The organism is Mesorhizobium newzealandense, assembly GCF_042682145.1.
In the GTDB taxonomy this organism is placed as follows: domain Bacteria; phylum Pseudomonadota; class Alphaproteobacteria; order Rhizobiales; family Rhizobiaceae; genus Mesorhizobium; species Mesorhizobium newzealandense.
The window spans coordinates 517610-543085 of sequence record NZ_JBHUGZ010000007.1; the positions used below are offsets into that span (position 1 = coordinate 517610).

The 25476-nt window shown below is 62.1% G+C and carries 27 protein-coding genes and 4 tRNA genes; 22 read left to right on the forward strand and 9 right to left on the reverse strand.

Going from position 1 to position 25476, the window contains the following annotated elements; translation table 11 throughout:
* Positions 1 to 50 precede the first annotated feature (50 nt).
* Both ACFSOZ_RS11425 and ACFSOZ_RS11430 read left to right on the forward strand, forming a co-directional pair.
* Positions 51 to 665, forward strand: a complete 615-nt coding sequence (locus tag ACFSOZ_RS11425) for a TetR/AcrR family transcriptional regulator (RefSeq protein WP_379097416.1) — start codon at positions 51 to 53, stop codon at positions 663 to 665.
* 112 nt (positions 666 to 777) lie between these two features.
* On the forward strand, positions 778 to 1344 hold the full coding sequence (locus ACFSOZ_RS11430) for a DUF2569 family protein (protein WP_379097419.1): 567 nt from the start codon (positions 778 to 780) through the stop codon (positions 1342 to 1344).
* Between the two features lie 27 nt (positions 1345 to 1371).
* Here the strand turns inward: ACFSOZ_RS11430 and ACFSOZ_RS11435 are convergent, their stop codons facing one another.
* Both ACFSOZ_RS11435 and ACFSOZ_RS11440 read right to left on the reverse strand, forming a co-directional pair.
* Complete coding sequence (locus ACFSOZ_RS11435) at positions 1372 to 1962, reverse strand: cupin domain-containing protein (protein WP_379097422.1); 591 nt, start codon at positions 1960 to 1962, stop codon at positions 1372 to 1374.
* Positions 1963 to 2078: 116 nt separating this feature from the next.
* Positions 2079 to 2154, reverse strand: a tRNA-Thr gene (locus tag ACFSOZ_RS11440).
* A 159-nt stretch (positions 2155 to 2313) separates the two neighbouring features.
* Here ACFSOZ_RS11440 and ACFSOZ_RS11445 point away from each other — a divergent pair.
* The 4 genes from ACFSOZ_RS11445 to ACFSOZ_RS11460 all read left to right on the forward strand — a co-directional run bounded on the left by ACFSOZ_RS11445 (position 2314) and on the right by ACFSOZ_RS11460 (position 4016).
* Positions 2314 to 2481 (forward strand): hypothetical protein, encoded by a 168-nt coding sequence (locus ACFSOZ_RS11445; RefSeq protein ID WP_379097425.1) that lies wholly within the window; start codon positions 2314 to 2316, stop codon positions 2479 to 2481.
* 239 nt (positions 2482 to 2720) lie between these two features.
* Complete coding sequence (locus ACFSOZ_RS11450; protein WP_379097428.1) at positions 2721 to 2918, forward strand: hypothetical protein; 198 nt, start codon at positions 2721 to 2723, stop codon at positions 2916 to 2918.
* 224 nt (positions 2919 to 3142) lie between these two features.
* On the forward strand, positions 3143 to 3445 hold the full coding sequence (locus ACFSOZ_RS11455) for a BA14K family protein (RefSeq protein WP_379097430.1): 303 nt from the start codon (positions 3143 to 3145) through the stop codon (positions 3443 to 3445).
* A 211-nt stretch (positions 3446 to 3656) separates the two neighbouring features.
* Complete coding sequence (locus ACFSOZ_RS11460; RefSeq protein WP_379097432.1) at positions 3657 to 4016, forward strand: hypothetical protein; 360 nt, start codon at positions 3657 to 3659, stop codon at positions 4014 to 4016.
* Here the strand turns inward: ACFSOZ_RS11460 and bhcR are convergent, their stop codons facing one another.
* A complete protein-coding gene (gene bhcR / locus ACFSOZ_RS11465; protein ID WP_379097435.1) occupies positions 4017 to 4838 on the reverse strand; it encodes an HTH-type transcriptional regulator BhcR in 822 nt (273 codons plus the stop codon).
* Positions 4839 to 5051: 213 nt separating this feature from the next.
* Here bhcR and gcl point away from each other — a divergent pair, with 213 nt between their 5' ends.
* From gcl to ACFSOZ_RS11480, 3 genes are all read left to right on the forward strand, one after another.
* Positions 5052 to 6833, forward strand: a complete 1782-nt coding sequence (gene gcl / locus ACFSOZ_RS11470; RefSeq protein WP_379097438.1) for a glyoxylate carboligase — start codon at positions 5052 to 5054, stop codon at positions 6831 to 6833.
* A gap of 23 nt (positions 6834 to 6856) precedes the next feature.
* Positions 6857 to 7654: a 2-oxo-tetronate isomerase gene (gene otnI, locus ACFSOZ_RS11475; protein WP_379097441.1), complete on the forward strand. Its 798-nt coding sequence runs from the start codon at positions 6857 to 6859 to the stop codon at positions 7652 to 7654.
* 88 nt (positions 7655 to 7742) lie between these two features.
* Positions 7743 to 8678: a 2-hydroxy-3-oxopropionate reductase gene (locus ACFSOZ_RS11480; protein ID WP_379098172.1), complete on the forward strand. Its 936-nt coding sequence runs from the start codon at positions 7743 to 7745 to the stop codon at positions 8676 to 8678.
* Between the two features lie 128 nt (positions 8679 to 8806).
* Here ACFSOZ_RS11480 and ACFSOZ_RS11485 read toward each other — a convergent pair whose 3' ends face one another.
* On the reverse strand, positions 8807 to 9661 hold the full coding sequence (locus tag ACFSOZ_RS11485) for a TrmH family RNA methyltransferase (protein WP_379097443.1): 855 nt from the start codon (positions 9659 to 9661) through the stop codon (positions 8807 to 8809).
* Between the two features lie 202 nt (positions 9662 to 9863).
* Between ACFSOZ_RS11485 and ACFSOZ_RS11490 the strand changes: the two genes are divergently transcribed.
* Both ACFSOZ_RS11490 and ACFSOZ_RS11495 read left to right on the forward strand, forming a co-directional pair.
* A tRNA-Tyr gene (locus ACFSOZ_RS11490) sits at positions 9864 to 9948 on the forward strand.
* Between the two features lie 88 nt (positions 9949 to 10036).
* Positions 10037 to 10110: transfer RNA gene (locus tag ACFSOZ_RS11495), tRNA-Gly, on the forward strand.
* A gap of 146 nt (positions 10111 to 10256) precedes the next feature.
* Here the strand turns inward: ACFSOZ_RS11495 and ACFSOZ_RS11500 are convergent.
* Positions 10257 to 10721 carry a YidB family protein gene (locus ACFSOZ_RS11500; RefSeq protein WP_379097446.1) on the reverse strand — a complete coding sequence of 155 codons (465 nt, stop codon included), beginning with the start codon at positions 10719 to 10721 and terminating at the stop codon, positions 10257 to 10259.
* Positions 10722 to 10850: 129 nt separating this feature from the next.
* Between ACFSOZ_RS11500 and ACFSOZ_RS11505 the strand changes: the two genes are divergently transcribed.
* On the forward strand, positions 10851 to 11108 hold the full coding sequence (locus ACFSOZ_RS11505) for a GlsB/YeaQ/YmgE family stress response membrane protein (protein ID WP_379097449.1): 258 nt from the start codon (positions 10851 to 10853) through the stop codon (positions 11106 to 11108).
* Positions 11109 to 11150: 42 nt separating this feature from the next.
* Here the strand turns inward: ACFSOZ_RS11505 and ACFSOZ_RS11510 are convergent, their stop codons facing one another.
* Complete coding sequence (locus tag ACFSOZ_RS11510) at positions 11151 to 11288, reverse strand: hypothetical protein (protein ID WP_164548697.1); 138 nt, start codon at positions 11286 to 11288, stop codon at positions 11151 to 11153.
* A 185-nt stretch (positions 11289 to 11473) separates the two neighbouring features.
* Positions 11474 to 12271 carry a DMT family transporter gene (locus tag ACFSOZ_RS11515; protein WP_379097453.1) on the reverse strand — a complete coding sequence of 266 codons (798 nt, stop codon included), beginning with the start codon at positions 12269 to 12271 and terminating at the stop codon, positions 11474 to 11476.
* 333 nt (positions 12272 to 12604) lie between these two features.
* On the opposite strand from ACFSOZ_RS11515, the gene tuf reads away from it, so the two are divergent.
* The 10 genes from tuf to ACFSOZ_RS11565 all read left to right on the forward strand — a co-directional run bounded on the left by tuf (position 12605) and on the right by ACFSOZ_RS11565 (position 21004).
* Positions 12605 to 13780 (forward strand): elongation factor Tu, encoded by a 1176-nt coding sequence (gene tuf, locus ACFSOZ_RS11520; RefSeq protein WP_013531404.1) that lies wholly within the window; start codon positions 12605 to 12607, stop codon positions 13778 to 13780.
* Positions 13781 to 13932: 152 nt separating this feature from the next.
* On the forward strand, positions 13933 to 15600 hold the full coding sequence (locus ACFSOZ_RS11525; RefSeq protein WP_379097456.1) for a COG3904 family protein: 1668 nt from the start codon (positions 13933 to 13935) through the stop codon (positions 15598 to 15600).
* A gap of 221 nt (positions 15601 to 15821) precedes the next feature.
* Positions 15822 to 16304 (forward strand): group II truncated hemoglobin, encoded by a 483-nt coding sequence (locus ACFSOZ_RS11530; protein WP_379097459.1) that lies wholly within the window; start codon positions 15822 to 15824, stop codon positions 16302 to 16304.
* A gap of 30 nt (positions 16305 to 16334) precedes the next feature.
* Entirely contained in the window at positions 16335 to 16886 is a 552-nt protein-coding gene (locus ACFSOZ_RS11535; RefSeq protein ID WP_379097462.1) for a putative glycolipid-binding domain-containing protein, read from the forward strand.
* An 80-nt stretch (positions 16887 to 16966) separates the two neighbouring features.
* Positions 16967 to 17042, forward strand: a tRNA-Trp gene (locus tag ACFSOZ_RS11540).
* Positions 17043 to 17152: 110 nt separating this feature from the next.
* Positions 17153 to 18370, forward strand: a complete 1218-nt coding sequence (locus tag ACFSOZ_RS11545; protein ID WP_379097465.1) for a site-specific integrase — start codon at positions 17153 to 17155, stop codon at positions 18368 to 18370.
* A 209-nt stretch (positions 18371 to 18579) separates the two neighbouring features.
* Positions 18580 to 19644 (forward strand): MobA/MobL family protein, encoded by a 1065-nt coding sequence (locus ACFSOZ_RS11550; protein ID WP_379097468.1) that lies wholly within the window; start codon positions 18580 to 18582, stop codon positions 19642 to 19644.
* Between the two features lie 80 nt (positions 19645 to 19724).
* Complete coding sequence (locus ACFSOZ_RS11555) at positions 19725 to 20183, forward strand: hypothetical protein (RefSeq protein ID WP_379097471.1); 459 nt, start codon at positions 19725 to 19727, stop codon at positions 20181 to 20183.
* 38 nt (positions 20184 to 20221) lie between these two features.
* The gene (locus ACFSOZ_RS11560) at positions 20222 to 20536 is read left to right on the forward strand and encodes a hypothetical protein (protein ID WP_379097473.1); all 315 of its coding nucleotides are present in this window, start codon (positions 20222 to 20224) and stop codon (positions 20534 to 20536) included.
* Between the two features lie 21 nt (positions 20537 to 20557).
* Positions 20558 to 21004, forward strand: a complete 447-nt coding sequence (locus ACFSOZ_RS11565) for a hypothetical protein (RefSeq protein WP_379097476.1) — start codon at positions 20558 to 20560, stop codon at positions 21002 to 21004.
* 30 nt (positions 21005 to 21034) lie between these two features.
* Here the strand turns inward: ACFSOZ_RS11565 and ACFSOZ_RS11570 are convergent, their stop codons facing one another.
* Both ACFSOZ_RS11570 and ACFSOZ_RS11575 read right to left on the reverse strand, forming a co-directional pair.
* The gene (locus ACFSOZ_RS11570) at positions 21035 to 23608 is read right to left on the reverse strand and encodes a M48 family metalloprotease (protein ID WP_379097478.1); all 2574 of its coding nucleotides are present in this window, start codon (positions 23606 to 23608) and stop codon (positions 21035 to 21037) included.
* On the reverse strand, positions 23605 to 25320 hold the full coding sequence (locus ACFSOZ_RS11575; protein WP_379097481.1) for a type IV secretory system conjugative DNA transfer family protein: 1716 nt from the start codon (positions 25318 to 25320) through the stop codon (positions 23605 to 23607). Before ACFSOZ_RS11575 ends, ACFSOZ_RS11570 begins: the two co-directional genes overlap by 4 nt.
* Positions 25321 to 25476: the final 156 nt, after the last annotated feature.

The following is a 25476-nucleotide window of genomic DNA, read 5'->3' on the forward strand; positions in this document are numbered from 1 at the left end:
GAACCAATTCTAAAATTGAGTCAATTCTGTTTTTATGGCAAGAGGCTGATATGAGCGGATTGCGGGCAAGGCAAAAGGCGGACCGGCACAGGCGCATCATCGAGGCGGCGGCCGAGCTTTTTCGCGAGGCTGGCTATGAAGGCGCCAAGATCGAGGCGATCGCCGCGCAGGCCGAAGTCTCGGTCGGCACCATCTACAATTACTACCAAAACAAGGGCGACATCCTCGGCGCCATCGTCTCGCTTGAGGTCAACGAGGTGCTGAACGCCGGCCAAGGCGTCGTCGCCAGGCCGCCGGCCAATGTCGGCGATGCGCTGGACACGCTGATCGGCATCTATATCGAGCACTCTCTGCACTATCTCAGCAAGGAGATGTGGCGGCAGGCGATGGCGATCTCGACGCAACTGCCAGGCAGCCCGTTCGGCCAGGCCTACACCGCGCTCGACCGGGCGCTGACCGAACAGATCCGTGCACTGATCGCCCGGCTGCAGGTGCTCGGGCTGGTGCGGCAGGACATCGACGGCGCGGCGCTCGGCGAACTGATCTTCAACAACATGAACATGATGTTCATCGAGTTCGTGAAACGCGACGAGGCGAAGATCCCGGAGCTGCGCGCGGCGATACGCCGGCAGAACCGGATATTGGTGGCGGCGATTGCGGTGTGATTGTCAGGAAAAGGCAGCAGAATCGATTTTTTGGCCAAGCCGCGACTCAACCCTCTTGAGTCGAATCTGAAATCTGCTACAACCCATGAGTGCATTTCTAGGGGAGGGGTGAATGCAGTTTTCCATTTGGCATTGGGTAATAGTTCTGTTGTTGATCGGCGTTCCTGTCTTCTTTGCGCTCCGGTCTGCCCGCAAGCCCTCGCAGAATTCGGCCGACCTCGTTGGGTTCGGAGGGTGGCTGATGCTTCTTGCGATCGGCCAGACCCTGTCGCCGTTGCGCACGCTCGCCACATTGGGTTCCTCGCGCGATGGCTACAACCAGCTCATGCTGGTGCCGAACGGACCCATGGTGGTCTATGGCGAGGTTGCGCTGCTGCTGGCATTTCTGGTGCTTCAACTGGTGGTGCTTGTTGCCATGCTGAGGCGGAGCCTTCGGTTCAAGCAGTTGTTTCTCATCCAGTGGCTTGCAATCCCGGTGGTCTTCATCCTGGACGCGATCTGGATTTCCACGGGTCTCGGCGTCCCGGTTGGGCAAGTGGTCACCGGACACGCACTTGCCGCGCCTATAGTGTCGTTTGTCCTCACCGGCCTCTGGGTCGCTTACGTCTACAAATCCGTCAGGGTACGGAACACGTTCACCGGGGTCAGAGCATCCTCCCGGGTCGTGCCCGCCTCCTAGAAAGCACAATTTGGAATATTTGAAGGGTTAGGGGCTCGGCGGAAGGCCTGCCAAAGCGAGGATTTCGGGGGCAGGAGTGACATGTGCGTGTGGCCTGCAGAAAGCAGGGTCGATCGCTCGATAGCCAAGCAGATTGGCGAGCGGCGCCAGGATGCCGAGCGCCACACGCTGAATCGCGGGTGGAGGCTGGGTGAAGACGACCACGTCGGCAAATTCCCTGACGATGACTGCCGCCTGAAGCGGGAAGGGTCTTCCTCTCTTATCGACCCGGCCGGCATTGGCGAGGCCGAAGAGCATGCCGATCATGAGCTCGAAACGGTTCGGGTCAATCCGGTCCGCGCCGGGCGCCCGTTCGATTTCGATCAAGACGTGTGCTTCCTCGGTCTTGCTGCTGTTCCACCAATCGTGCACCACGCCTGCCTCGACCATTGCCGATTGGCCGGGCCCCAGAGAAAACGTCTCCCCGGCGATGGAGGCATCGAGCCGGCCGCTGAAAACGGTAAACCGTTCGGTCATGTTCGGATGGAAGTGCTCGCCAACGACCGCAGCTCCCGGCCGAGCGGTTAAGTGAACAATGCCAGGTCCTTGTCCGCGATCTTCGGTGCCGCGCAGGATCACCGCAAATTCACCGGTCACCTTGTTCTCGTAGACGTCCCCACAGCGTGACATGGATCAGCTCCTATTTCAGGAACACCGGCACATCAAAGTCAAAGGATCGACGTTTCACTGCGAACTGGTGCCCCCGGACGGAATCGAACCGCCGACCTTCGGTTTACAAAACCGCTGCTCTACCAGCTGAGCTACAAGGGCACGGCGCTCCGGTTAGCATATTTGTTGCGCCAGTAAAGACAAAACTCCTTTTTCGGTTACCCGGCGTCTCATATGGGCTGTCGGGGAGGGGCATCCTGAAAACCGCCAAATCGCTTCCTACATATGAGAAGGTGCAATCGCTTCGCGCAGGGGTGTGGCATGATTAGATTTGTCATCATTCTCCCTATCGTCTTCATAGCCTGGATGCTGCTGGTGAAGATCATCAGCGATGTGAAGAAGGCCAATGTGGACTGGACCGGCGTCACCACCATCATCGGCTTCATCGCGCTCGCCTTCTGGCTTCGCCATGTCACGGGCATGGGGTGAACGGGTAAGCGAATAGGGAATAGGGAATAGGGAATAGGGAATAGTATTGTAGCGAGTGGCACCCTGGTGTGCCTGCCTTCGCTACTCGCTACTCGCTACTCGCTACTCGCTACTCGCTACTCGCTCTGAGCGCCTCCTCCACAAAAAATCTCCGCGATCTTTCGAACCTTTTCCCGCGCCCGGCCGACTGATGGTCAGAGGCGAATGGGTCGCCTCGATCAAGGATCCAGGAGATCATCATGTTCAAGCGCACTCTTACGTCAGGCCTCGTTGCCATTTTCGTCGCCACCGGCGCGCTCGCCGGCACCGTCGGCACGTCGTCGGCCCACGGCATGCATCACCATCACCATCATCACCACAAGCACTTCAAGAAGCATTGGTGGTGGCACCACAACCATCATCACCACAAGCACGGCAGGGTGATCATTTTCCTTTGATGGAGGGACCCAATTCCCCAAGGGCGGCTTCGGCCGCCCTTTTTGCGTTGTCGGGTTGTTTCCGCAACGCATGGTGCGGAGGCATCGCCTCGACAGGTCTCTGACTGGCCGATGTCCTCGATTCCTGGAGAATCGAAAAAAGTTTCGAACCTTTTCCCTTGCCGCAGCGACAGATGATCAAGGGGCGGATGGATCGCCTCGGTCAACGAAGCAAGGAGATCATCATGTTCACGCGCACACTCGTTTCCGGCCTCATCGCCACCGGCGTCGCCGCCGCCATGCTGGCCGGCACCGTGCAGCCCTCGGCTGCGCATTCGCATCACCACGACCTCGGCATCGGCATCGCCGCCGGGGTTGGCGGTTTCGTCCTGGGCAGCCTGCTCGCCCAGCAGCCCCGCACCGTCTATGTCGACGAAGACGGCGGTTCCTGGCACGTGCGCCGCTGCTTCGACCGCTACGCGAGCTACGATCCGGACTCCGACACCTATGTCGGCTACGACGGCTATCGCCACTACTGCCGGCTCTGAGAGGAGGTGGACCGTTTCAGCAACAAAAGGGGCTCACGCGAGCCCCTTTTCTGTTGTTTCGATAGCAGCGGCGCTTGCTCGATCGGTCGACTTTCAACGTCGGCAAGTAAAGACCTGCAGCGATTGCCTTGGCGACCGACCTGGGCGGTATACAGCGATTTTCCGAGCGTCTATTCTGACCGCGAAACGTGGGGAACGTGGGGAGAGACCCTTGGACGAGCAGGACCCGAAGGAAGACCTGGTCGAAACGGTTTTCCGCAACGGCACAGTCACCGCCGTCGGCATCCTGCTGGCTTTTTCGCTGGGCTTCATCACCCATTGGGCCGCCAACCCGATCCCGTGGCAGACCTACCATCTTGTCGCCGTCCTGCCGATCCTGCTCGGCATCGCCTTGCAGATGCGGGCGCTGTCGCTGCTGCTCGACACGAAGTCCCTGCAGCGGCGCATCTATGAACACGCCAACCGCATCTTCATCGCCGGCCTCATCTTCACCGCCTGCGGCGTCGGCATGGCGATTCTGCTCGATTTCTTCGATATTGCGACCAAGAGCGCGCTGCCCGGGGCAGGCTGATCAGCCAGCTTGCACGCCGCCGATCATCCTGGTCACCTCGGCTGCTGCATCGCGCACCAGCGGCCCGATTTCGGCCAGCCGCTCCTGCGTCACCCGCACGGTCGGCCCCGACACCGAGACACCGCCGATCGGCTCGCCGAATTCGTTGAAGATGGCGGCCGCCACGCAGCGCATGCCGGGGTGCCGCTCTTCGTCGTCGACCGACCAGCCCCGCCGTTTTGTCGTGGCCAGGTCGTGGGCAAGGGCGGAAATGTCGGAAAGCGTCTTGTCGGTGAAGCGCTGCAGGCCTGCCTTGCGCAGGATGGTGCCGACGCGCTCCGGTTCGAGATGCGCCAGCACCGCCTTGCCGATGCCGGATGCATGGAACGGGCTGCGCGTGCCCGGCCGGAAGAAAGCGCGGATCGCCTGGTGCGTCTCGACCTGGCTGACAAACACAACGCAATCATCCTCGGCGACGCCGAGATTGGCGGTCTCGCCGGTCCTTTCCATCAGCTCCTGCATGACGACACGGGCGCGGTCGACCAGCTTGCGGCGGCGCAGGAACGCTGCGCCCATGCGGTAGGTCTCGACGCCGATCGACCACAGCTGGTCGCTGGTGTCGAATTCGACCATGCCGTGGTTTTCGAGCGTCGTCAGCATGCGGTAGGCGGTGGAGGCGGCCAGTCCAGAACTGGCGGCAATCTCGCTCAGCGACAGGCCGCTGCCCTCGGCGACAATGGCCAGGATGCGCAACGCCCGATCGAGCGACTGCACCGAACTGGCCTCGGATGGGCCGTTGAAGGCGCGCGGGCGACCACGCTGGCGTTTCTCGGTGGTTTCCATGGCTGCATTGTCGGCAATTCAGCGCAATAGGCAATGAAAAAGTTTTTCATTGTGCAAAGTCGTGCAATTGGTGGAAAACGAAAAGCCATTCAAATTCATTGGCTAAGGGTCGTTTCTTAGAAATGAAAAAATATTCTGAAAAAATTGAAAAATAGCCGGCTTGGTGACACTCTCAGCTCATCCAACAATGACAAACCCGTGGAGGGCTGGAAAATGGCCAGGATGCGCGCTGTCGATGCCGCGGTTCTCGTTCTCGAAAAGGAAGGTATCTCCTGCGCTTTCGGTGTGCCGGGCGCGGCGATCAATCCGTTCTATTCGGCCCTGAAGGCGAGGGGCTCCATCCGCCATGTCCTTGCCCGGCACGTCGAGGGCGCCTCGCACATGGCGGAAGGTTTTACCCGCGCCAAGGCTGGCAATATCGGCCTGTGCATCGGCACCTCGGGCCCAGCCGGCACCGATATGATCACCGGGCTGTATTCGGCTGCCGCCGATTCCATTCCGATCCTGTGCATCACCGGCCAGGCGCCGCGCGCACGGTTGAACAAGGAGGATTTCCAGGCCGTCGACATCGCCGCCATCGCCGCACCGGTCGCCAAATGGGCGGTCACCGTCATGGAGCCCTATCTGGTGCCGATGGCGCTGCAGAAGGCCTTCCACCTGATGCGCTCGTCGCGGCCGGGCCCAGTGCTGATCGACCTGCCGGTCGACGTCCAGCTGGCCGAGATCGAATTCGACATCGATGCCTATGAGCCGTTGACGCCATTCAAGCCGGCGATGACGCGCGCCCAGGCCGAAAAGGCGCTGGCGATGCTCAATGCGGCCGAAAGGCCGCTGATCGTCGCCGGCGGCGGCATCATCAACGCGGACGCGTCGGATCTGCTCATCGAATTCGCCGAAATTTCGGGCGTGCCGGTCATCCCGACCTTGATGGGCTGGGGCGCCATTCCCGACGACCACCGGCTGATGGCCGGCATGTGCGGGCTGCAGACCTCGCACCGCTACGGCAATGCGACGATGCTGGAGGCCGATTTCGTCTTCGGCATCGGCAACCGCTGGGCCAACCGCCACACCGGTTCGGTCGACGTCTACACCAAGGGCAAAAAATTCGTTCATGTCGATATCGAGCCGACGCAGATCGGCCGTGTCTTCGCACCGGACCTTGGCGTCGTCTCGGATGCGGGCGCGGCGCTGAAGATGCTGCTCGACGTCGCCACCGAGTGGAAGACGGCCGGCAAGCTGCGCGACTGGTCCGGCTGGGCGAAGGAATGCCAGGGCCGCAAGAAGACCATGAAGCGCAAGACGCATTTCGACCAGGTGCCGCTGAAGCCGCAACGTGTCTACGAGGAGATGAACAAGGCGTTCGGCCGCGATGTCACCTATGTCACCACGATCGGCCTGTCGCAGATCGCCGGCGCGCAGTTCCTGCATGTCTACAAGCCGCGCAACTGGATCAATTGCGGTCAGGCCGGCCCGCTCGGCTGGACCTTGCCGGCCGCCCTTGGCGTTCGCGCCGCCGATCCCGACCGCACCATCGTGGCGCTGTCGGGCGACTACGATTTCCAGTTCATGATCGAGGAACTGGCCGTCGGCGCGCAGCACAAGCTGCCCTACCTCCATGTCGTGGTGAACAACGCCTATCTCGGGCTGATCCGCCAGGCGCAGCGCGGCTTCTCGATGGATTTCGAGGTCAATCTCGCCTTCGAGAACATCAACCGCTCAGGCGATCCCGAGGCCGGCTATGGCGTCGACCACGTCGCAGTGGCAGAGGCGATGGGCTGCAAGGCGGTCAGGGTGCGCAAGCCGGAGGAATTCGCCGCCGCCTTCAAGGAGGCACAGCGGCTGATGAAGGAGCATCAGGTGCCGGTCGTGCTCGAATTCATCCTCGAACGCGTCACCAACATCTCCATGGGCACCGAGATCGACAAGATCACCGAATTCGAGGACCTTGCCGAGAGCCATGAAGATGCGCCGACGGCGATCGTGATGTTGGATTAGATTAGCGGAAAAGGAGAAAAAGAATGCCGCGATTTTCAGCCAATGTTTCGATGCTCTTTGGCGAGCACGATTTCCTTGACCGTTTTGACGCAGCTGCCAGCGCGGGCTTCAAGGGCGTCGAATATATCGGCCCCTACGATCACGCCCCCGAGGTCGTCGCCGCGAGGCTGAAGAAGAACGGCCTGACCCAGGTGCTGTTCAATCTGCCGGTAGGCGACTGGGGCAAGGGCGAGCGCGGCATCGCGGTGCTGCCGGATCGCGTGCCGGAATTCCGCCAGGGCATCGCCAAGGCGATCACCTACGCGCAGGCGCTCGGCTGCCAGCAGGTGAATTGCCTGGCCGGCATCGCGCCAGCGGGCGCCGACCGCAAGGTGCTGGAGGATGTCTTTGCCGAAAACCTCGCCTTCGCGGCGGAGAAGCTGGAGCAGGCAGGCATTCGGCTGTTGATCGAGCCGATCAACACGCGAGATATTCCGGGCTTCTTCCTCAATTACTCCGACCAGGCGCTGGCGTTGATCGACCGTATCGGTTCGAAGAACCTGTTCCTGCAATACGACATCTATCACATGCAGATCATGGAGGGGGATCTCGCCCGTAAAATCGAGGCAAACCTCGGCCGCATCGCGCATATCCAGCTCGCGGACAATCCCGGCCGTCACGAGCCGGGGACGGGCGAGATCAATTATCCCTTCCTCTACGAACACATCGACCGCATCGGCTATTCCGGCTGGGTCGGCGCGGAATACAAGCCGAAGGCCGGCACGGAGGCCGGGCTGGGCTGGTTTCGGGAGCTGGCCGGGCAGGGAAGTGCGGCGGCTTAGCTGCCGACGCTGAAGCTACCGATCTCCCCACCCTGGGGGAGATCGCCGGCAGGCCAGGGGGGCGAAGGAACGCGCCCTTAATAGAGAAATTCGACGGAGAAAAACAATGGAAACCATCGGCTTCATCGGCCTCGGCATCATGGGCGCGCCGATGGCGGGGCATCTGCTGGATGCGGGTTATAAGGTCATCGCCAGCGACCATCGCTCGAAGCCACCGGCCGATCTCGTCGCCAAGGGTCTGAAGTCAGTCTCTGGCCATGCCGCCGTGGCCAAAGCGGCCGACCTCATCATCACCATGGTGCCCGATACGCCGCAAGTGGCCGATGTGCTGTTCGGCGAGAACGGCGTCGCGTCCGGCCTGACGAAGGGCAAGCTGGTGATCGACATGAGCTCGATATCGCCGATCGAAACCAAGATTTTCGCCAAGAAGATCAACGATCTCGGCTGCGACTATCTCGACGCGCCGGTCTCAGGTGGCGAAGTCGGCGCCAAGGCGGCATCGCTGACCATCATGGTCGGCGGCGAGGACAAGGCGTTCGAGCGCGCCAGGCCGGTGTTCGAAAAGATGGGCAAGAACATTACCCTGGTCGGGCCGAACGGCGTCGGCCAGACGACCAAGGTGGCCAACCAGATCGTCGTCGCGTTGACCATTGAAGCCGTCGCCGAAGCGCTTGTTTTTGCTTCGAAAGCCGGCGCCGACCCGGCCAAGGTCAGGCAGGCGCTAATGGGTGGACTGGCTGCCTCGCGCATTCTCGAAGTGCATGGCGAGCGCATGGTCAAGCGCACCTTCGCGCCGGGCTTCCGCATCGAACTGCACCAGAAGGACCTGAACCTGGCGCTGGAGGCCGCAAAGGCGCTCGGCGTGTCGCTGCCCAACACCTCTACCACGCAGCAACTGTTCAATTCCTGTGCTGCCAATGGCGGCGCCAAGGAGGATCATTCGGCGCTGGTCAGGGCGCTGGAGCGGATGGCCAATTTCGAAGTCGGCGGCAACGCAGCCGACGTCAAAGGCAAGGCAGCATAGCAGGAGAGGGCGGCGCAACGTTCCCAAGCCGCCAACTCTTGCCTGTCGAAGAACGGGCTCCTGCGCTGTCGCCGGAGCCCGTTTCGCATTTCGAGATGTTTCGCCGAACGCCTACTGTTTCGAGAGGCTCAGCCGCGCTTCAAAAATGCCCGAGCCGCATAGAGGCTGATCGCCGCGGCGTTCGATACGTTGAGGGAGCGGATGGCGCCGGGCATGTCGAGCCGCGCCAGCGTCGTTACGGTCTCGCGCGTCTTCTGGCGCAGGCCCTTGCCCTCGGCGCCGAGAATCAGCGCGATCTTCTCACCTGAAAAACTCGTTTCGAGTTCCGCCGGCCCGTCCGAATCGAGGCCGATGGTCTGGAAGCCGGCCTCGTGCAACTGGTCGAGCGCGTCGGCCAGGTTCTTTACCTCGATCTGGTCGATATGCTCCAGCGCCCCCGATGCAGCTTTCGCCAGCACGCCGGATTCCTGCGGGCTGTGGCGGGCCGTGGTAATCAGCGCCCCGGCGCCGAAGGCGACCGCCGAGCGCAGGATGGCGCCGACATTGTGCGGATCGGTGACCTGATCGAGCACCAGCACCAGTCTTGCATCGCCAAGGGCGTCGAGCCGCTTCGGCTTCAGCGGCTCGGCCTCGATCAGCACGCCCTGATGCACCGCGTCCGACCCGGTGATCTTGTCGATATCCCTGGGCTCGACCAGTTCGGCCTTGAAGCGCAGCGCGGCGAGATCGGCTATCTCCAGGCGTTCGGCCGCATTGCGCGTCACCAGCATCCTTCTGATCTTGCGGCGCGGATTGTCGAGTGCCGCCCGCACCGTGTGCAGGCCATAGAGCCGCACCAGGCCGTCGGCGGCGTTTTCGCCCGGTGGAACCGGCTGCCGAGGCCTGAATGCCGGCGCGCCGCCGCTTTTCTCGTCGCGATAGGCGCGACGCAGCTTGGCGTAATGGGTGTCTTTCGGCGTCTTGGAATTGTTGTCGTTGCTCATGGCCAGCTTCTATAACCGTGTCGCGCGGCAATGGATACCGCTGGTTCGAACGGCTTGCCGGATGGCAGACGAAATTCAGCGCGTTTTGCCGGGATCTTGCGGTTGACAGTTTTGGGCGGTGCCGCCATAAGGCGCTTCGCGGAAGGCTGCTGAGGCGGTCGCGACGCGTCGATGCCTTGTTGCATGGCTCCGGCGGCAGACTGGAGAGGTGCCCGAGTGGTTAAAGGGGACGGACTGTAAATCCGTTGGCTATGCCTACGTTGGTTCAAATCCAACCCTCTCCACCACTGCCGGCCCGGAAGCCCTGAAACGCAAAGCATCGGACCGAAAAGTGTGTAGCGGTTTTCGGGGGAATCCGATACTTCACTGAAAGGCGCGGGTATAGCTCAGTGGTAGAGCAGCAGCCTTCCAAGCTGAATATGCGGGTTCGATTCCCGCTACCCGCTCCAGACTTTCAGCCCTACGATTTGCAAGGCGAAACACCGCGCGGCAATGAGCGCAGCGCTCCAAGTGTGTGGGTGTCCGCGCCGCGCTAGCGCTTTGTCTTGACGCAATTCCGGACGGAGAACCGCTTCACACTTGTCCTGGAATTGCTTCAGCTGTTGAACGCCGATGCGACCTGGTGTTGCTGCGGCACCTGGCCGTTTGGCGTCAGCTTGTCGATGACGCCGGGCAAGGCCGTGGACAGCTGCTTGAGCAATTCCTGCTCGTCCATCCCAGTCCGTTGCGCGATCTCGCGGATGATCTGCGGCCCGAGTGCGGCGCCGAGATCATTGGCATTGATCGACTTGTTCTGCCCGGTGCCGACCCAGGAATCGGCGGCGTTGCCGTGGCCGGCATCCCTGAGCTTGTCGAGCAGGCCGCCCAGTCCGCCAAGCAGACCGCCGTCGGCGGAGGTCGTTCCGGTGGAAGCAGGGCCGGTCGGGGCTGGGGTTTCAGGCTGGTCCGGCTGTTCGGCGCTTCTGCCGCTCAGCATTTTTCCGACCAGCAGCGCGCCGAGCGCGATCATCAGTGGTTTGGTGATGTTGCCGCCGGGAACGGCGTTGTCAAAAAGTCCCATAGTGGATCCTCCATCTCAACCAAGCCCAGCCCATTTCAACAATGGGGCATCCGGGCGGAATTTCAAGTTGGCTTGAGGTTTTGACAATCCTATGAAAATGTCCGGCTGGCGGGCGGTGGAGAGGAAAAAATGTCAATCATCAGCTGGATCATACTCGGCGTCATCGCCGGCTTCCTGGGCAGCAAGATCGTCAACAAGAGCGGCCAGGGCATTCTGCTCGATATCGTGCTTGGCATCGTTGGCGCCATTGTCGGCGGCGTGATCTTCAGCGCCTTTGGCGCGTCGGGCGTCACCGGCCTCAACATCTACAGCCTGATCGTCGCCGTGATTGGCGCCGTGGTCGTCCTGTGGGCCTACCACCAGTTCAGCGGCCGCCGGGCGCTCTGAAGCAATTCCAGACCAGCTTCGCGCCGGTACGCCGCAACTCGCCTACGGCATCAACACTGCGTCGGCCGCGGCGAAGAAGATCAGCGTTCCCGCGATAAACACCGCCCAGCCGACAAGCGACTTGCGGATGGCGGCCTTGTGCTCGGCGTCGGAGTTCTTGTTCTGGTCAAAATCCGTCATGGGGAAACTCCCTTGGCTGATTGATCATGCCGTCGTCGAATGGACGGGCCTTCGCCGATTAGACGATCTTTTTCGGCTCGGCAACAGCGCGTGGAAGACCTGAGTGAGCGCCCGCCTGGCCCGATTGAGCAGGGGTCAGGCGACGACGGTCAGCCGGCGCTGGCGCTGATCCAGCGAGACGATGGTCAATCCGCTGCCGACCACCAGCAGGATGCCGCAGACGGCCAGCGCATTGGGGAATTGCCCGAACACAGCAGGCCCGAAATGACCGCCCAGACGGTGAAGCAATAGTAGAACGGCGCCACGGCGCTGGTCGGCCCGACCCGGTAGGCCATGAAGATGAAGAAGTGGCCGAAGATCAGGAAAAATCCGGCGCCGGCCATCAGCAGCAGATGGCGCGCCTCGGGCATGACCCAGCGCTCGGAAACCAGATGCGCGGCACCGGCGCCGATCAGCACCACCACGACGGCCGAAATCGCCACGATCATCCCCGGCACCTCGGCCGAAACACGCCTGCCGGCAAGATCGCGCGCCGCCGCGAACGTCGCGTTGCCGAGCGCCAGCAAGGCGTAGATCGAAATGCCTTGCATGGTCGGCTGCGCCACCATCAGAGCGCCGATGAAGCCGAGCCCGATCAGCGCCATGCGCTGGCCGCCGATCCGCTCGCCAAACAGGATCGACGAGCCGACCAGCATCAACAGCGGCGTGATCTGTCCGAGCGCCGTCGAATCCGCGATCTGCATGTTGGCGAGTGCTACGACGTAGCAGAGGATCGCCGCCAGCTCGAGCAGGTTCCTGCGCAGCACGCGCTTGTCGAAAATCAGCGGGATCTGCTTGCCGTAGCCGAGCGCGAACAGCAGCGGAAAGCCCCACAGCGTTGCCGCCGCGCCGCGCAGAAACAGCACTTCGTAGGACGGCAGGCCAGACGTCGCGAGCTTCATCATCGTATCGTTGACGAGATACGACCCGGTCGAGATGATCATGAACAGGGGGCCGCGGATGGCGGTCGGAAGGAAATGCATCCGGCGAAGAAATCAGACCGCGATGACGACCGCAATGGGCCATGACCTGGCGGTGAATCAGACAGGGCCGGGCAGGCAAGATAGCGCTGCCGCGGCTTCGATCGATCGGCCTGTCGCCCATTTCATTTCGGTTCGATCCTTCCTATATCAGCGCCACATCCCCGCAATCGGATCAATGGTTCGGACTGAGTGAGACGGCACCCGGCCAAAAGACGCTTGTGTTTTTTGGCCTTTGTCGCTAATCGCCCCGCATTCGACTGAACTGAAGGTCCAGGCCGTCCAAGGAAAGAGACTATGGCAAAAGGTAAATTCGAGCGTAACAAGCCTCATGTGAACATCGGCACGATTGGTCACGTTGACCATGGCAAGACGTCGCTGACGGCAGCGATCACGAAGTATTTTGGCGAATACAAGCGCTACGACCAGATCGACGCGGCACCTGAGGAGAAGGCGCGCGGCATCACGATCTCGACGGCGCATGTCGAATACGAGACGGCCAACCGCCACTACGCTCACGTCGACTGCCCCGGCCACGCCGACTATGTGAAGAACATGATCACCGGTGCCGCGCAGATGGACGGCGCGATCCTGGTTGTGTCGGCTGCCGACGGCCCGATGCCGCAGACCCGCGAGCACATCCTGCTGGCCCGTCAGGTCGGCGTGCCGTCGATCGTGGTGTTCCTGAACAAGGTCGACCAGGTCGACGACGCCGAGCTGCTCGAACTGGTCGAGCTCGAGGTTCGCGAGCTTTTGACCAAGAACGAGTTCCCCGGCGACGACATTCCGATCGTCAAGGGTTCGGCGCTTGCGGCTCTGGAAGATTCCGACAAGAAGATCGGCGAGGACGCGATCCGCGAGCTGATGGCTGCGGTTGATGCCTACATCCCGACGCCTGTTCGTCCGCTCGACAAGCCGTTCCTGATGCCGATCGAGGACGTGTTCTCGATCTCGGGCCGTGGCACGGTCGTGACCGGCCGCGTCGAGCGTGGCGTGGTCAAGGTCGGCGAGGAACTCGAGATCATCGGCATCCGTCCGACGACCAAGACGACCTGCACCGGCGTCGAGATGTTCCGCAAGCTGCTCGATCAGGGCCAGGCTGGCGACAACATCGGCGCGCTGCTGCGCGGCGTTGACCGTGAAGGTGTCGAGCGCGGCCAGGTTCTGGCCAAGCCGGGCACGGTGAAGCCGCACAAGAAGTTCGTGGCTGAAGCCTACATCCTGACCAAGGACGAGGGTGGCCGTCACACGCCGTTCTTCACCAACTACCGTCCGCAGTTCTATTTCCGCACGACGGACGTGACCGGCATCGTTTCGCTGCCGGAAGGCACCGAGATGGTGATGCCGGGCGACAACATCACGGTCGATGTCGAGCTGATCGTGCCGATCGCCATGGAAGAGAAGCTGCGCTTCGCTATCCGTGAAGGCGGCCGCACCGTCGGTGCCGGCATCGTCGTCACCATCAAGGAATAACCGACGCCGGCATCCTGCCGGTCAGGCTCAAACAGAAAGGGCGGTCCTTGGGGGCCGCCCTTTTTCTTTTGCCCGGCGACCGGGTGCCGTATTGCCCTGTTGCAAGCCTTTGGACCTTGTCTAGTATGGTTGCATCGCGGGGCTTTTCCCAAATGGTTCCAGGGCGCCTTCCAGATCGTCAGGCTTTGTGGTCGCTGCGGCTGACCTGTCTGCTGGCGTTGCTTGTCTTGGGGCATGCCGCTTTTGCGGCGGATACAGCGGCGGATCTCGGTCCGGCGATGCGGTTTGGCATTGTCCGCAGCAATGCGCCGGGCTGCGAGCCGATCTGCCCGGAATGGATTTCGGCCGAGGGCTCGATAGAAGCCGGGACGCCGGCTCTGTTCAAACGCTTGCTCAAAACGCTCGGCGGCCGAAAGCTGCCGATCGTCGTCGATTCCCCGGGCGGCAATGTCGAGGCGGCGTTGACGCTTGGCCAGCTGATCCGCAAGAACAAGCTCGATATCGCCATCGGCAAGACCCGGTTCGACGGCTGTCTGCCTGATGGAACGGGCTGCGCGGGAAATGACGGCAAGGGCGCCCGTTACTTCGGTGAACCCTACGCCAGCGGCGCGATGTGCAATTCCGCCTGTCCGTTGATGTTTGCCGGTGGTGTCCGGCGGTTGGTCGGCGAGTCTGCCTATCTCGGCGTCCACCAGATCACAACCACCTATATCCGCACCAAACTGCAATATCGGACCACCTATCGTATCGTGGGCGGCAAGAAGAAGGTGCTCAGCACAAGAATCGTCAGTCGAAAGAGTGCCGGCAGCTACAAGACCTACGAGATGAGCAAGTCGGTGGAGAAAAGGCTGGCCGCCTATCTGAACGGGATGGGCATCGAGCAGGGCGTGCTCGAAACGATGAAGAACACGCCGGCCAGCGGCATCCACCAACTGGAGCTGCAAAACATGCTTCGGATGAAGATGGTCACCAGCCTGGAGTCCGTCGACCTGCTGACCGCGGGAGCCATATGCCGCGCCAATCCGCTGCCCGCGAATTGCCGGGAGGTGCCGGCACCGGCAAGCGGGGCCACGCCACCGGCCAATGCCAAGGTTGCAAACGCCGAGCCCGCGCCCGCCGCGCCGGCCAAATCCGAAACCGTGCAGCAGGTTGCCGACATGCGCTTCGTTCTGGTGCGTGGCAAAAGTTTCCTCTGCGATCCTGATTGTCCCGAATGGATTTCGGCGGAAGGCAAAGTTACGGCCGAGACGCCTGAGAAGCTGCGCCAACTGCTGGGCACCCTGGGGGATCGGCGGCTGCCGGTCGTGATCAGCTCGCCGGGAGGTGACCTGCCCGGCTCTCTCGCCACAGGGAGGCTGATCCGCGAACGCAAGCTCGACGTGGCGGTCGCACGCACCGAGTTCATGGAATGCGAGCCCGACAAGCCGGGCTGCACGGCTGAGGACGGCGTCTATGTTGGGCTCACGAATGATGCGTTGGGCGAATGCGACGCAGCCTGTCCGATCATGCTTGCGGGCGGTGTCAGACGTCTCGTCGGTCCCCATGCAAGGTTGAGCCTGCGGTCGCTGGAACTCGACCGGAAGGTCAAGTCCTACCTCGAGGAGATGGCGGTCGGGCCGGGTCTGTTTGCGGCGATCAAGCCGCATTCCAGCCAACGGCGGCTCGACCCCAGGATGATGCTCAAAGTCGGGCTGACGACGGGGCCTCAATCGGCGGATGAACTGACGGGTGCCTCGATCTGCAAATCGGCACCGAAGCCGGGCAATTGCCGCCTGGTGTCAGCGCCCAGGATCCAGGCCAACGCGCCCACCAAGTCCTAGCGCCCGGAGCAATTCCAGGAAAAGTGCGTAGCGGTTTTCCGTTCGGAATTGCGACAAGCACATCGAGCAATTCCAGGAAAAGTGTGTAGCGGTTTTCCGTTCGGAATTACGCCAAATGCTTGGAGGCGCGGAACTGGCCATCGAGGCAGGTTGAGCCATCCCCGACAGTTCCGCTATCGTCATCTACGGCATCGTCTTGGGCGCTAGTGGAGGAAACGAAAATGAGCCAGGACGTCCCGACTTTGTACGAATGGGCTGGCGGCGCCGAGGCGCTGAACCGCCTGACGGAAACCTTCTACGACAAGGTGCTGCGCGACCCGATCATCGGGCCGGTGTTCAGGACCATGTCGCCGGACCATCCCGCCCATGTTGCGGCGTTCATCGGCGAGGTTTTCGGAGGGCCGAAAACCTACAGCGAAAAATTTGGCGGCCATCGTGAGATGGTCATGCATCACCTGGGCAAGCATCTGACCGAGGAGCAGCGCCGCCGCTGGATCAATCTCCTGGCCGATGCCGCCGACGCGGTCGGACTGCCCGACGATCCCGAGTTCCGCTCGGCCTTCATGGGCTATGTCGAATGGGGATCGCGGCTGGCCAAGATGAACTCCAATCTTGGCGAGACCTGCGACCCCGAGACGGAACCGATGCCGGCCTGGGGCTGGGGCGTGCCGGGCGGGCCGTATCGGCCACCGGAAACCAAGTAGCCTTCAGTCGCCACGGGAGGTGTCGGGCTGATGCCGGAAGATATGAAGATCGTGCGCTGGCACGAGTGGGATGGACCCGGCCTCGAACATCTGGTGTTGCGGCAGCGGGCAGGGGAAGTTTTGGCCGACTCTGTCGTCATCTGCTCCGGTGAAACGCCTTTTGCCGTCCGCTACCGCATCGCCTGCGACGCGAACTGGCGCGCCAGGAGTGTCATGGTCGACGTGATCGGTAGTGGCCAGACACTTGTTCTTTCCGCCGATGGCGAAGGTCGCTGGACCAGGGACGGCCTGCCGATGCCCGAGCTCGACGGCGTGCTCGATCCGGATCTCACCGTCACTCCGTTCACCAACACGCTGCCAATCCGGCGCTTGCGGCTTTCCAGCGGACAAAGTGCCGAGATCACCACCGCCTTCATCGAGTTCCCGGCGCTCACTGTCGTCGCCAACCCGCAGCGCTACACATGTCTCGAACAGGGCAGGCGATATCTCTATGAATCGCGCGTCAGCGACTTCAAGCGCGTGATCGAGATCGATCGCGACGGGCTGGTGGTCAGCTATCCCGGTTTCTGGCGCAGGGGTTAAGGCGCGTTTGCTTGCAAACCACTCTTTACAGAGCGTGCGGAAGCTTTTAGGAAGCGCCTGCTGCGCCGACATGCGCACGTACGGGCATAGCTCAGTTGGTAGAGCGGCGGTCTCCAAAACCGCAGGTCGTAGGTTCGAGCCCTGCTGCCCGTGCCATTTCCTCAACGGAAACAGGCACTTAGAAAACGCCTTGCGTGGCGTGGAAGCCGAAACTAGCCTTACACATCTCTTGCACAAAGTTGCACGTGCTCAGGGAGTGTCTGGCGATGACGGAAAAGCACACGATTCTCGAAGGAAAAGTTCACGTCTATCGGCGCAACGACAGCCCGATTTGGAACTGTTCGACGTACCACAAAGGCAAAAACTGGCGGGTCAGCACGAAGGAAGACAGCCTGGCTAGGGCCAAGGATTGGGCCGAGGATTGGTACTTCGGCCTGAAGGATAAGGGGCGGCGCGGCGAGCTGGTCACCGAGAAGACGTTCAAAAACGCTGCCGACCAGTTCATCACGGAATACGAGGTGCTGACCGAGGGGGAGCGGAACGCTCGCTGGGTCAAAGATCACTACCGGCGTGTCCGCACATACCTGGTGCCCTTCTTCGGCAAGATGGGCCTTTCGACGATCACTGCCGGCACGGTGCAGGAGTACCGTATCTCGCGCATGACGCCGGAGGAGGGCAAGAAGCTCCCTTCACGCAGCACTCTCCACCACGAAACTGTGACGTTGCGGTTGGTCCTGAAAACCGCCGTCCGTCATCGGTGGGTCGCGCACTTGCCGGACATCTCCCAGCCCTACAAGAAATCCGCCAAGGTTGTTCACCGGGCGTGGTTTACGCCAGAGGAGTACAAACAGCTGTACCAGGCGACACGTGCCCACGCTCATGATGCACGTGCAGTTAGCCTCAAAGCTCAGAAGGGCGAGCAGGCGCACCGTGTCTGGCTGGCTGAGCAGCTTCACGACAAGATTCTCTTTCTGACAAATACCGGTTTGCGGCCGGACGAGGCCAACTGGCTGGAGTACCGGGACGTGGAGGTTGTTAAGGACGGACCGACGGGTCAGAAGATCCTGGAGATCCAGGTGCGCGGCAAGCGCGGGGTAGGGTATTGCAAAAGCACTTCAGGCGCCGTGTTTCCGTTCCAGCGGATGGTGACCCGGAATAAGCCCAAACCCACTGACCGGATCTTTCCGGTGGACCACAAAAAGCAGTTCAACGGCATCCTCGACAAGATCGGCCTCAAACTCGACCGCGAAGGCAACCGGCGGACGCTCTACTCGCTGCGTCACAGCTACATCAGCTTCAGGTTGCTGGAGGGCGCCGACATTTACCAGATCGCCAAAAACTGCCGGACCAGCGTCGAGATGATCGAGAAGCACTATGCGGTGCATCTCAAGAACCGCCTCGATGCCGCTGCCATCAACGTCCGAAAGCCCAGGCCAGCGAAACGACAAAAGCCGTCGGAGACGCTTGACCTCTTCGAAAACTGAGGGCCGGGTGAGCTTGTGGATTTGACCGGAATTTGTTGCAATGCGTACAGCGCACCTACGCATCGCCCCAACGTGTACGCATTACAACGTGGGGGGCGACGCTTGCTCGGTTTTCTAACCGGTTGCGGGGCGCAAACCGGAGAAAACCGGCAGCTGCGCCAAGGGGGTAAACCCCCTTTGGAAACCCCGTCCGAGCCGTGGAGAGGCCCGTGGCCATTTACCACCTGAATGTCAAAAACATCAGCCGGGGCGACGGCCGCTCCGTGGTGACCGCCGCCGCCTATCGCGCGGGTGAAGTCCTGCCCAATGAGGCCGAGGAGCGCCTGTCGGACTTCGGCGGGCGTCGCGATGTCGTGGCGACCGAAATCCGCCTGCCCGCAGGAGCACCGGAGTGGATGGCCAACCGGTCCAGCCTGTGGAACGCGGTGGAGGTGGCCGAGAAGCGGGTCGACGCCCGGTTGGCGAAGGAGGTGGAGTTTGCGCTCCCTGTCGAACTGCCACGGTCCGCGTGGCTCGACGTCGCCCGCACCATGGCCGATGCGTACACGGCGCAAGGCTTCGTGGTGGATCTGGCGATCCATGACGACGGTGCCCGCCGCAATCCCCACGTCCACCTGTTGATGTCGACCCGCCGGGTCGGCCCGGACGGGTTCGGGCTGAAGATCCGCAGCGCGGACGGGAAACAGTTCGTGACGGAGGCGCGCGCGCTGTGGGAGAGCGTCGCCAACGCGGCCCTGGGTAAGGCGGGTCACGCCGTGACAGTTGACAGCCGCAGCTATGCAAAGCGTAAGCTGCAGCATGTGCCGGGGCGGCACCACGGCCCCAATCCTCAGGAACGGCGAGTACGCAGGCTGCAAGCGCAACGGGAAAGGGACATCATGGCCCCCAGAGACCCTGACGAGGACCTGCCGGTGCCGGACCCAGACGGTTCGCCGATCCACCCGGAGCAATTGGCTGCCGCCGAGGACCGCATGCTGGGCGATATGCACCGCCCGGTCCCGGGCGAGGCCTCCCAGACCGAAGGCGACCTACAGGCCGCCAGGATGGCCGTGGACCAGCAGAACGCCCGTGAGGTGGGCGAGGACGAAGCCGCAGCCTACCGGCTGGCGCCTGAGAACCACCTCGACTGGCTTGAGGACAACACGCGGCCAGAGGACGTCCCGACCCTGGAGCGGTGGGAAAACCACCTTGATTGGCTCGGTACCGACCGGCCAGAACCGGGAGACGGCGCTGACGGACGTGAGTGGAACAGACCGGGACGGGATGAGCGGTAATGTACGTCATTTCCGACCTGAGCCTGGCTACCGTTTACCGGGTCTCCGCGTAAATTTCGGAAAAGACGAAGGGCACTCCGATGGACGAACAACTGGCACTTCTTTACGACCAATCCCGCACGTTGACAAAAGCCATCGGCGACATTGATTACGAGATCAACCACTGGCTACCGCGGATGGAGGCCGACTCCGATCCCAAACGCATCATCTCGTTCCTCCAGGACCGGCACAGCATTCAACGCGTGCACATTCATCAATTGGGCAAGGTGGAAGGGCAGATCGAGGATCTGGAACTCCGGGTCCGCGACCTTGAGCTGGAAGAGTCTAGGCAGCCCACTACCTTGAGCAGTGAGCCTCTGCGTGCCATCGAAAACCACCTGGATTGGCTCTCCCATATTGGGACGCTGGTCCAGCAATCCGATGGCCCCCTACGGGCAGACACGGAAAACCACCTTGATTGGCTCGACACAGGCACGCAGGAGCCCCCGGATGGCCGGGAGGAGCCCCAGATGCCCGAGCCGGACCGGGAGCGCAGGTAGCCCTTGCAGGATGCCGCAAGCCGTCCCATCATAGTTTCATGACCAAGGTACACAGAGGATCTGTTTTCGGCATCCGCGAACTGACGGACGAGCAGCGCGCCCGGGCGCGCAAGGAATTGGAATGGCTGGAAACGGACCTGATCCGGCGCCGCAAGCGGCTTGCCTATTGGACCATGCGCAAAACGCAGGCCGAAACCATGCCGGAATTCCCGGCGCACCTGCGGGAGGGGACGTTCCATTTTTATGGCCGCGCCCAGGACCTGGTGAAATCCGGGGAGAAGCTCCGGGCCTACCTCGTCGCCGAGTTGCAAGACCAGCCGGAACATCAGGCCGCTTACCACTACCAGCACTAGGGTGCTTTGGGAGACTGCACGATGGGTAAACAGGAAGACCTGGCGCGGCTGCATGACCACGCCGACTCACTGGATAAGTCGATCGCCGGGCTCGACCACGACATCGAGCGCGCGGCCCATGACCTTGCCGCCGGGGGCGACCCCGGCCAGTTGATTTCCTACCTCCAGGAACGCCACAGCACCCAGCTTGGCTACATGTATGACCTCGGCAAGACCGAGGCGCGGATCGAGGACCTGGAAGAGCTCCGCCGCGAGGAGCAGGAGCAGCCGCAAGAGCGGGTCCTCGCCGACAGCCTTGAGGAGGCCCTTCCCGTCACGCGGGAAGATCACCTCGACTGGTTCAAACAGTCACTCGCCGACAACCCGCCCCAGCTTGACGAGCAGGATCTGGCTGAACACGAGATGGTGCGGGAGATGGAACGCGAACCGGCGCAAGAAGACCATCTGGACTGGCTGGGGCGGGGCTGAGCAGCGGGCGGAAGCCCGCCGCTCCTTTTTTTAATGCACGCAGACCTGACGTGTCGTCTGGCACGCCCTGCCGAAGCTTCCTGAGCAGGCATCAAGAGCGGCCTGCGACGCATCCTCCAGCGTGTCGCCGAATTCCAGTTGATAGCGGGACGCTTTGCTGACCGGTTTGACGCGGGCCACGGCGGCACAAGTATCGCGGAAGACCTGCGCAACGTTGCACCGGGTTCCGTTGCTGAAGCGGCGGCATTCCGCCATGGCAGCATCACTCGCGAGTTCATAACTCGCGTAACCGCCCTCGGTGAGGATCACGGCGCCGTTCCTTGCCACCGCGATGGCGCCAAAAGCACCCTGCGGCGTTGTGGCAATGCCGGGCAGGTTGGATTGCCCTTGATCTGTCGGTTGACCCGCGCTGACATTGTCGATCCGGGTTTTGAGATCGGTGAGTTGTTTTTCGAGGTCGAGCCGCGCCATGTCGCCAGTGGCGATCTGTCCCTTCAGCTCCAGGTTCATGTCACGCAAGACATCATTGCGGTGGGTCATCTCATCGCGGTCGGCTGTCATTTTGGCCAACTGGTCGGAGAGGGACGCGATTTGATCTGGCAGGGTCGTCTGATTTTGCTGCTTTGCAAGCTGTGCTCTCAGCCTCTCACGGTCGGCATTGGCTGCATCAAGTTGCAAGAGCAAGTTGTTGGTGCTGGCGGGGGCCGGGCTTTGTTGCAGTGCCATCTGGCGCTTGAGGTCAAGGATCGTATTTCGCAGATCGTCCCTCTCTGACGTGAGGGCCGCCACCTTCCTGTTCAGCGGTCCAATCTGCGCCTGCAGCGAATCAGCGAACGGGTCGGTGACGACCGGCGAGGCCGCTTGCGTGCGCGCCACCTCATTTGCGAGGGCCTCGCGATCGGTTACGAGGGCTTGGCGGTCCGCGCCTAGCTGCGCCTCGGCTCGTTTGAGGGCTTGCTCGCGCTGCTCCAGTTGTGTGAGACGGGCGTCTTCAGCGTGACCCATCAATGCCCTGGTCGTGTCGGCCACCCAGGCCCAGGACGATGACAGCGCATGCCCTGCTGACGTCGTGGCGTCATTGAACCGGCGATCGAGTGAGTAAAAATTGACAATCGCGGGTGCCACCAGCAGCAGAACCACGCACGCGACGACCCCCATCCCGACGCGCCGTATGTTCACTCTGGACCCCAGGTTCACACCGGCTCGCCGTGTTGCGCGGAGGAGCCGGGACGTCAAGGCGCCAAGGTTTGACCAGAGCGGTGACGGCGAAGCCTTTCCGGATAAAGGGCCTGAAGGTCCCAGGCGGCGAGAGCCTGCAACGGTTTCGTTGGCTGCCGTACCCGCGTCGGATTCCAAGATCGCCATCTTTACGGGTTCGGATGCTCGCGCATCCAAGGCCCTGAGCCGCGCCTGGAGCGTGGGGTGGGTGGAAAAGAGGTTGCCGAAAGCGGCGCCTCGGAACATCAGGTAGCCATAGTGATACTCCTGCGCGGTCGGCCTGGCCGTCACGCCATGGATACGCCGGAGGGCGCCGGCCATTGCCTCTGTGGACGTGACGTGCGCCCCGACCGCGTCGGCATGGAACTCGCGGTTGCGCGAAATGCCCTTGGCGACAAGCTCGGAGGCGACAAAGACGGTTTTGCGGACAACGACGCCGGTGCCCCAGGCGAGGTGTGCGTTCAGGCGGCCGTTGGCCCGTTTCTTCGAGGCGGATGCGGCCATGAACATCCCGAACACGGTCAGGACGTTGACCACGCCGACCAGCATGCGCTGGAAGCCCTCGGCAAACTGCATCCGCGCCACATCGTTATGCAAGATATGCCCGAGTTCGTGCCCGATGATCGCGTCCAGCTCATCCTTTTCGAATTCGAACAGCGGTTTGCCGATGACCACCATGGACGACTTCCTGCTCGCGCCCATGGCGAAGGCGTTCATGACGTTCGTGATCCCAACGGCGGGCCTGGGCAGCTTCAACTGGTCGGCGAATCCATGCACCCGCACGGCCAGCCAGTGGTCCTCCGCAACCGGCACCACCCCGAAACTGGTGCTGACATCGCCGGAGGCCCGGGAGATGTAGCGACCGCCGAACATCAGGCCGAGCAGCGACAGGCCCAAGCCGACCAGCAGCGGTAGGTTGGCGTACGGGCTCCACATCAAAAAGTCGAAGGGTGCCCATTCCCTGAACCAGACCATCAACGTGAGCCACGTCAGCACGCAGCAGCTCAGGATCAGGATTGCGGAAAGCTGAAGCGCCGTTGGCAACCAGGACCGGTTGCGGGGTGTCAGGTGCTCCCCGGTCTCGATGGGGGCCGCGGAAAGCCCCAGAAATGCAGCGGGCCCCGGCGCGTATCTTAACAGCAGCAGTCGGCCGGTGCGTATGCTTGCGCGAAGTTGGTAGAAGACCAGCGTGAGGTCGGCACCCCAGACGATCCATGAATGCATGGGCCATGGCCACGGGATCACGGCCCACCCCAGGGAAAGAATGTCGGGATAGGGGATGTTGATTGCCAGCCATCCGGCACGCAGGACCGTGACTACAAGGACTGTCTTGAGGAGCCGCCGCAGCCTTGTTTCCGTGCCAAAAACCGTAGCTGCCAGCGTCATGGTTTCGCCTCCGCCATGGTGCCGATCCGCTTCCGGCACGTCTCGCTCTCGGTGTAGGACACCAGCCGTGTTTTGAAGGGGCGTGCGCCGCGAGCGTAGTTGATGCTCCAGCGCCAGCCGTTCCGCTGCCAGCCGGACAGCAGCTCCATAATTTCGTCGGGGGTCATCAACGGCCGCCCCAGGAACTGGACGGTTTCGTTACCGGAGGTGCCGATGTTCACCGAGGCGTCGCCGTACCATCGTCCCAGCTGGGAAGACCCGCTGTGGCCGCTGGAGCGGCTCAGATAGGCCAGCGTCTCATGGCCAAGGTATCTGCCGATGAGCTCCCCGGTGATGGGGTCATCGATGCCGAAGAACTGTTTGACCGAACAGTTGAGGAACGGCTGCCAGCTGTCGCCCGGATAATGCTCCTGGAGGGACATGACATCCTGGAGGAAGAACCACAGGCGGACGCCCGCGCTGGCGTGGGTCCGAATGGCCGCGCGGAATTCCGGAAAAGGTCCGAGGTTCAAGAACTCATCGAGGACGAACAGCACCGGAATATCCGGTGTGCGGCGATTGCTCTCCATTGCATCAAGGGCGCCTTTCAGCAGGACGCGCAACCAAGGCGCATACGGCTCCATTTTGCCGAACGGGATATCGATGTAGACCGTCATCGGCCGGTCCTTCAGATCCTCAAAAGAAAAGTCGGTTCCGCTGAGGCTGGTCTGGATATCCGGGTCGCGCCACAGGGCGAGTTTACTTTCCAGCGTCGCTTCGAGCGTCTTCAGGCCGCGATCGCGCGTCTTTTCGAGGACCGCCTTGCCGGCTTCGGAGGTGGGCGCGAACTCTGAGATTTTCTGGGCAACATTGAGGAGATCGCGGCCCTTCTGCGAGGCCAGCTGGCAGACGGTTGCGAGGGTACGCCGATGGGGCGGCGCGTTGTATTTGACGTACATCATGGCTGCGGTGAGGAACCCGGCCGCATCGTCGGCGAAGAATTCCGGCGATTTCGGATCACGCGGAAACATCTGCTCCGCGAGGGAGCGCGCGTCCGATTCCGTGCGCACCTGGGCGAGCGGATTGTAGCGATGCCTCGTCCAGCCCGACCCGTGGTCGAACGGAGCGATGCGGTAGATTTCGTGACCGATGGATCTACGCCATTGCGACGTTTTCTCGAAATGCTCGCCCTTGGGGTCGAGCACCACGCAACTTCCCCGGTAACGCAGCAGGTTCGGCACAATCGACGTGACCGCCTTGCCCGAGCGTGTCGGCGCAATGGTCAACAGGTGGCCGTCGTCGTCCCAATGGACGAAATGAGGCTCGCTGCCGGTGTCGTCGTCGGCATAAGTGCCCAGCAGGATCGAGGACGGATTGTCGAAAGCAGACCGGCCAGCCAGGTACATTTTGCCGCTCGGGATGGCGCGCAGGTCAGCGGATGTGGCCCAGCGTGCAGAGCCATAAAGCGGCGGCGGATTTTCGAGTTGACGCTGGCGTTCCTGACGCTCTTCCTGTTCGCGCTTGGCCCGCTCAATGATCGGGCCGGGATCCCGGCCGGAGCGGATTGCGGCCTCGACGGCGTCCGCCACCTCGGGCCCATAGAGCTGCTCGACTTGGCGCCGCGCGTAGCGGGCTCCCAGGTACTTCCCGCCCTTAAGACCCCACTTGCCCCACTTCAGGGCAAGCGCAAAACCGCGATCTAAATCGCCAAAAGGATCGTATTTGTTGGCCACGTCCCACCCCAGCCCGAATGATCAGACTGTAGCAACTGATCAACCGAATACAACGGGATTTTCGAACTGTTCAGTTGAGTGAGATCGGTTTTGCGCTGTTGTTGGATAATGTGCGTTTTGAACAGCAGAACTGCTGTTCCAGGCACCTCCGGAAGC

What these genes read in the sequence shown, in the direction of transcription:
- ACFSOZ_RS11455 (WP_379097430.1), top strand. Translation starts at nt 3,143, where the DNA reads ATGTTCACGCGCACACTCGTTTCCGGCCTCATCGCCACCGGCGTCGCC.
- ACFSOZ_RS11560 (WP_379097473.1), top strand. Translation starts at nt 20,222, where the DNA reads ATGACCAAGGTACACAGAGGATCTGTTTTCGGCATCCGCGAACTGACG.
- ACFSOZ_RS11535 (WP_379097462.1), top strand. Translation starts at nt 16,335, where the DNA reads ATGCCGGAAGATATGAAGATCGTGCGCTGGCACGAGTGGGATGGACCC.
- otnI (WP_379097441.1), top strand. Translation starts at nt 6,857, where the DNA reads ATGCCGCGATTTTCAGCCAATGTTTCGATGCTCTTTGGCGAGCACGAT.
- ACFSOZ_RS11555 (WP_379097471.1), top strand. Translation starts at nt 19,725, where the DNA reads ATGGACGAACAACTGGCACTTCTTTACGACCAATCCCGCACGTTGACA.
- ACFSOZ_RS11430 (WP_379097419.1), top strand. Translation starts at nt 778, where the DNA reads ATGCAGTTTTCCATTTGGCATTGGGTAATAGTTCTGTTGTTGATCGGC.
- ACFSOZ_RS11445 (WP_379097425.1), top strand. Translation starts at nt 2,314, where the DNA reads ATGATTAGATTTGTCATCATTCTCCCTATCGTCTTCATAGCCTGGATG.
- ACFSOZ_RS11425 (WP_379097416.1), top strand. Translation starts at nt 51, where the DNA reads ATGAGCGGATTGCGGGCAAGGCAAAAGGCGGACCGGCACAGGCGCATC.
- ACFSOZ_RS11525 (WP_379097456.1), top strand. Translation starts at nt 13,933, where the DNA reads ATGGTTCCAGGGCGCCTTCCAGATCGTCAGGCTTTGTGGTCGCTGCGG.
- tuf (WP_013531404.1), top strand. Translation starts at nt 12,605, where the DNA reads ATGGCAAAAGGTAAATTCGAGCGTAACAAGCCTCATGTGAACATCGGC.
- ACFSOZ_RS11570 (WP_379097478.1), bottom strand. Translation starts at nt 23,608, where the DNA reads ATGACGCTGGCAGCTACGGTTTTTGGCACGGAAACAAGGCTGCGGCGG.
- gcl (WP_379097438.1), top strand. Translation starts at nt 5,052, where the DNA reads ATGGCCAGGATGCGCGCTGTCGATGCCGCGGTTCTCGTTCTCGAAAAG.
- ACFSOZ_RS11565 (WP_379097476.1), top strand. Translation starts at nt 20,558, where the DNA reads ATGGGTAAACAGGAAGACCTGGCGCGGCTGCATGACCACGCCGACTCA.
- ACFSOZ_RS11500 (WP_379097446.1), bottom strand. Translation starts at nt 10,721, where the DNA reads ATGGGACTTTTTGACAACGCCGTTCCCGGCGGCAACATCACCAAACCA.
- ACFSOZ_RS11545 (WP_379097465.1), top strand. Translation starts at nt 17,153, where the DNA reads ATGACGGAAAAGCACACGATTCTCGAAGGAAAAGTTCACGTCTATCGG.
- ACFSOZ_RS11515 (WP_379097453.1), bottom strand. Translation starts at nt 12,271, where the DNA reads ATGATCATCTCGACCGGGTCGTATCTCGTCAACGATACGATGATGAAG.
- bhcR (WP_379097435.1), bottom strand. Translation starts at nt 4,838, where the DNA reads ATGGAAACCACCGAGAAACGCCAGCGTGGTCGCCCGCGCGCCTTCAAC.
- ACFSOZ_RS11485 (WP_379097443.1), bottom strand. Translation starts at nt 9,661, where the DNA reads ATGAGCAACGACAACAATTCCAAGACGCCGAAAGACACCCATTACGCC.
- ACFSOZ_RS11530 (WP_379097459.1), top strand. Translation starts at nt 15,822, where the DNA reads ATGAGCCAGGACGTCCCGACTTTGTACGAATGGGCTGGCGGCGCCGAG.
- ACFSOZ_RS11505 (WP_379097449.1), top strand. Translation starts at nt 10,851, where the DNA reads ATGTCAATCATCAGCTGGATCATACTCGGCGTCATCGCCGGCTTCCTG.
- ACFSOZ_RS11510 (WP_164548697.1), bottom strand. Translation starts at nt 11,288, where the DNA reads ATGACGGATTTTGACCAGAACAAGAACTCCGACGCCGAGCACAAGGCC.
- ACFSOZ_RS11450 (WP_379097428.1), top strand. Translation starts at nt 2,721, where the DNA reads ATGTTCAAGCGCACTCTTACGTCAGGCCTCGTTGCCATTTTCGTCGCC.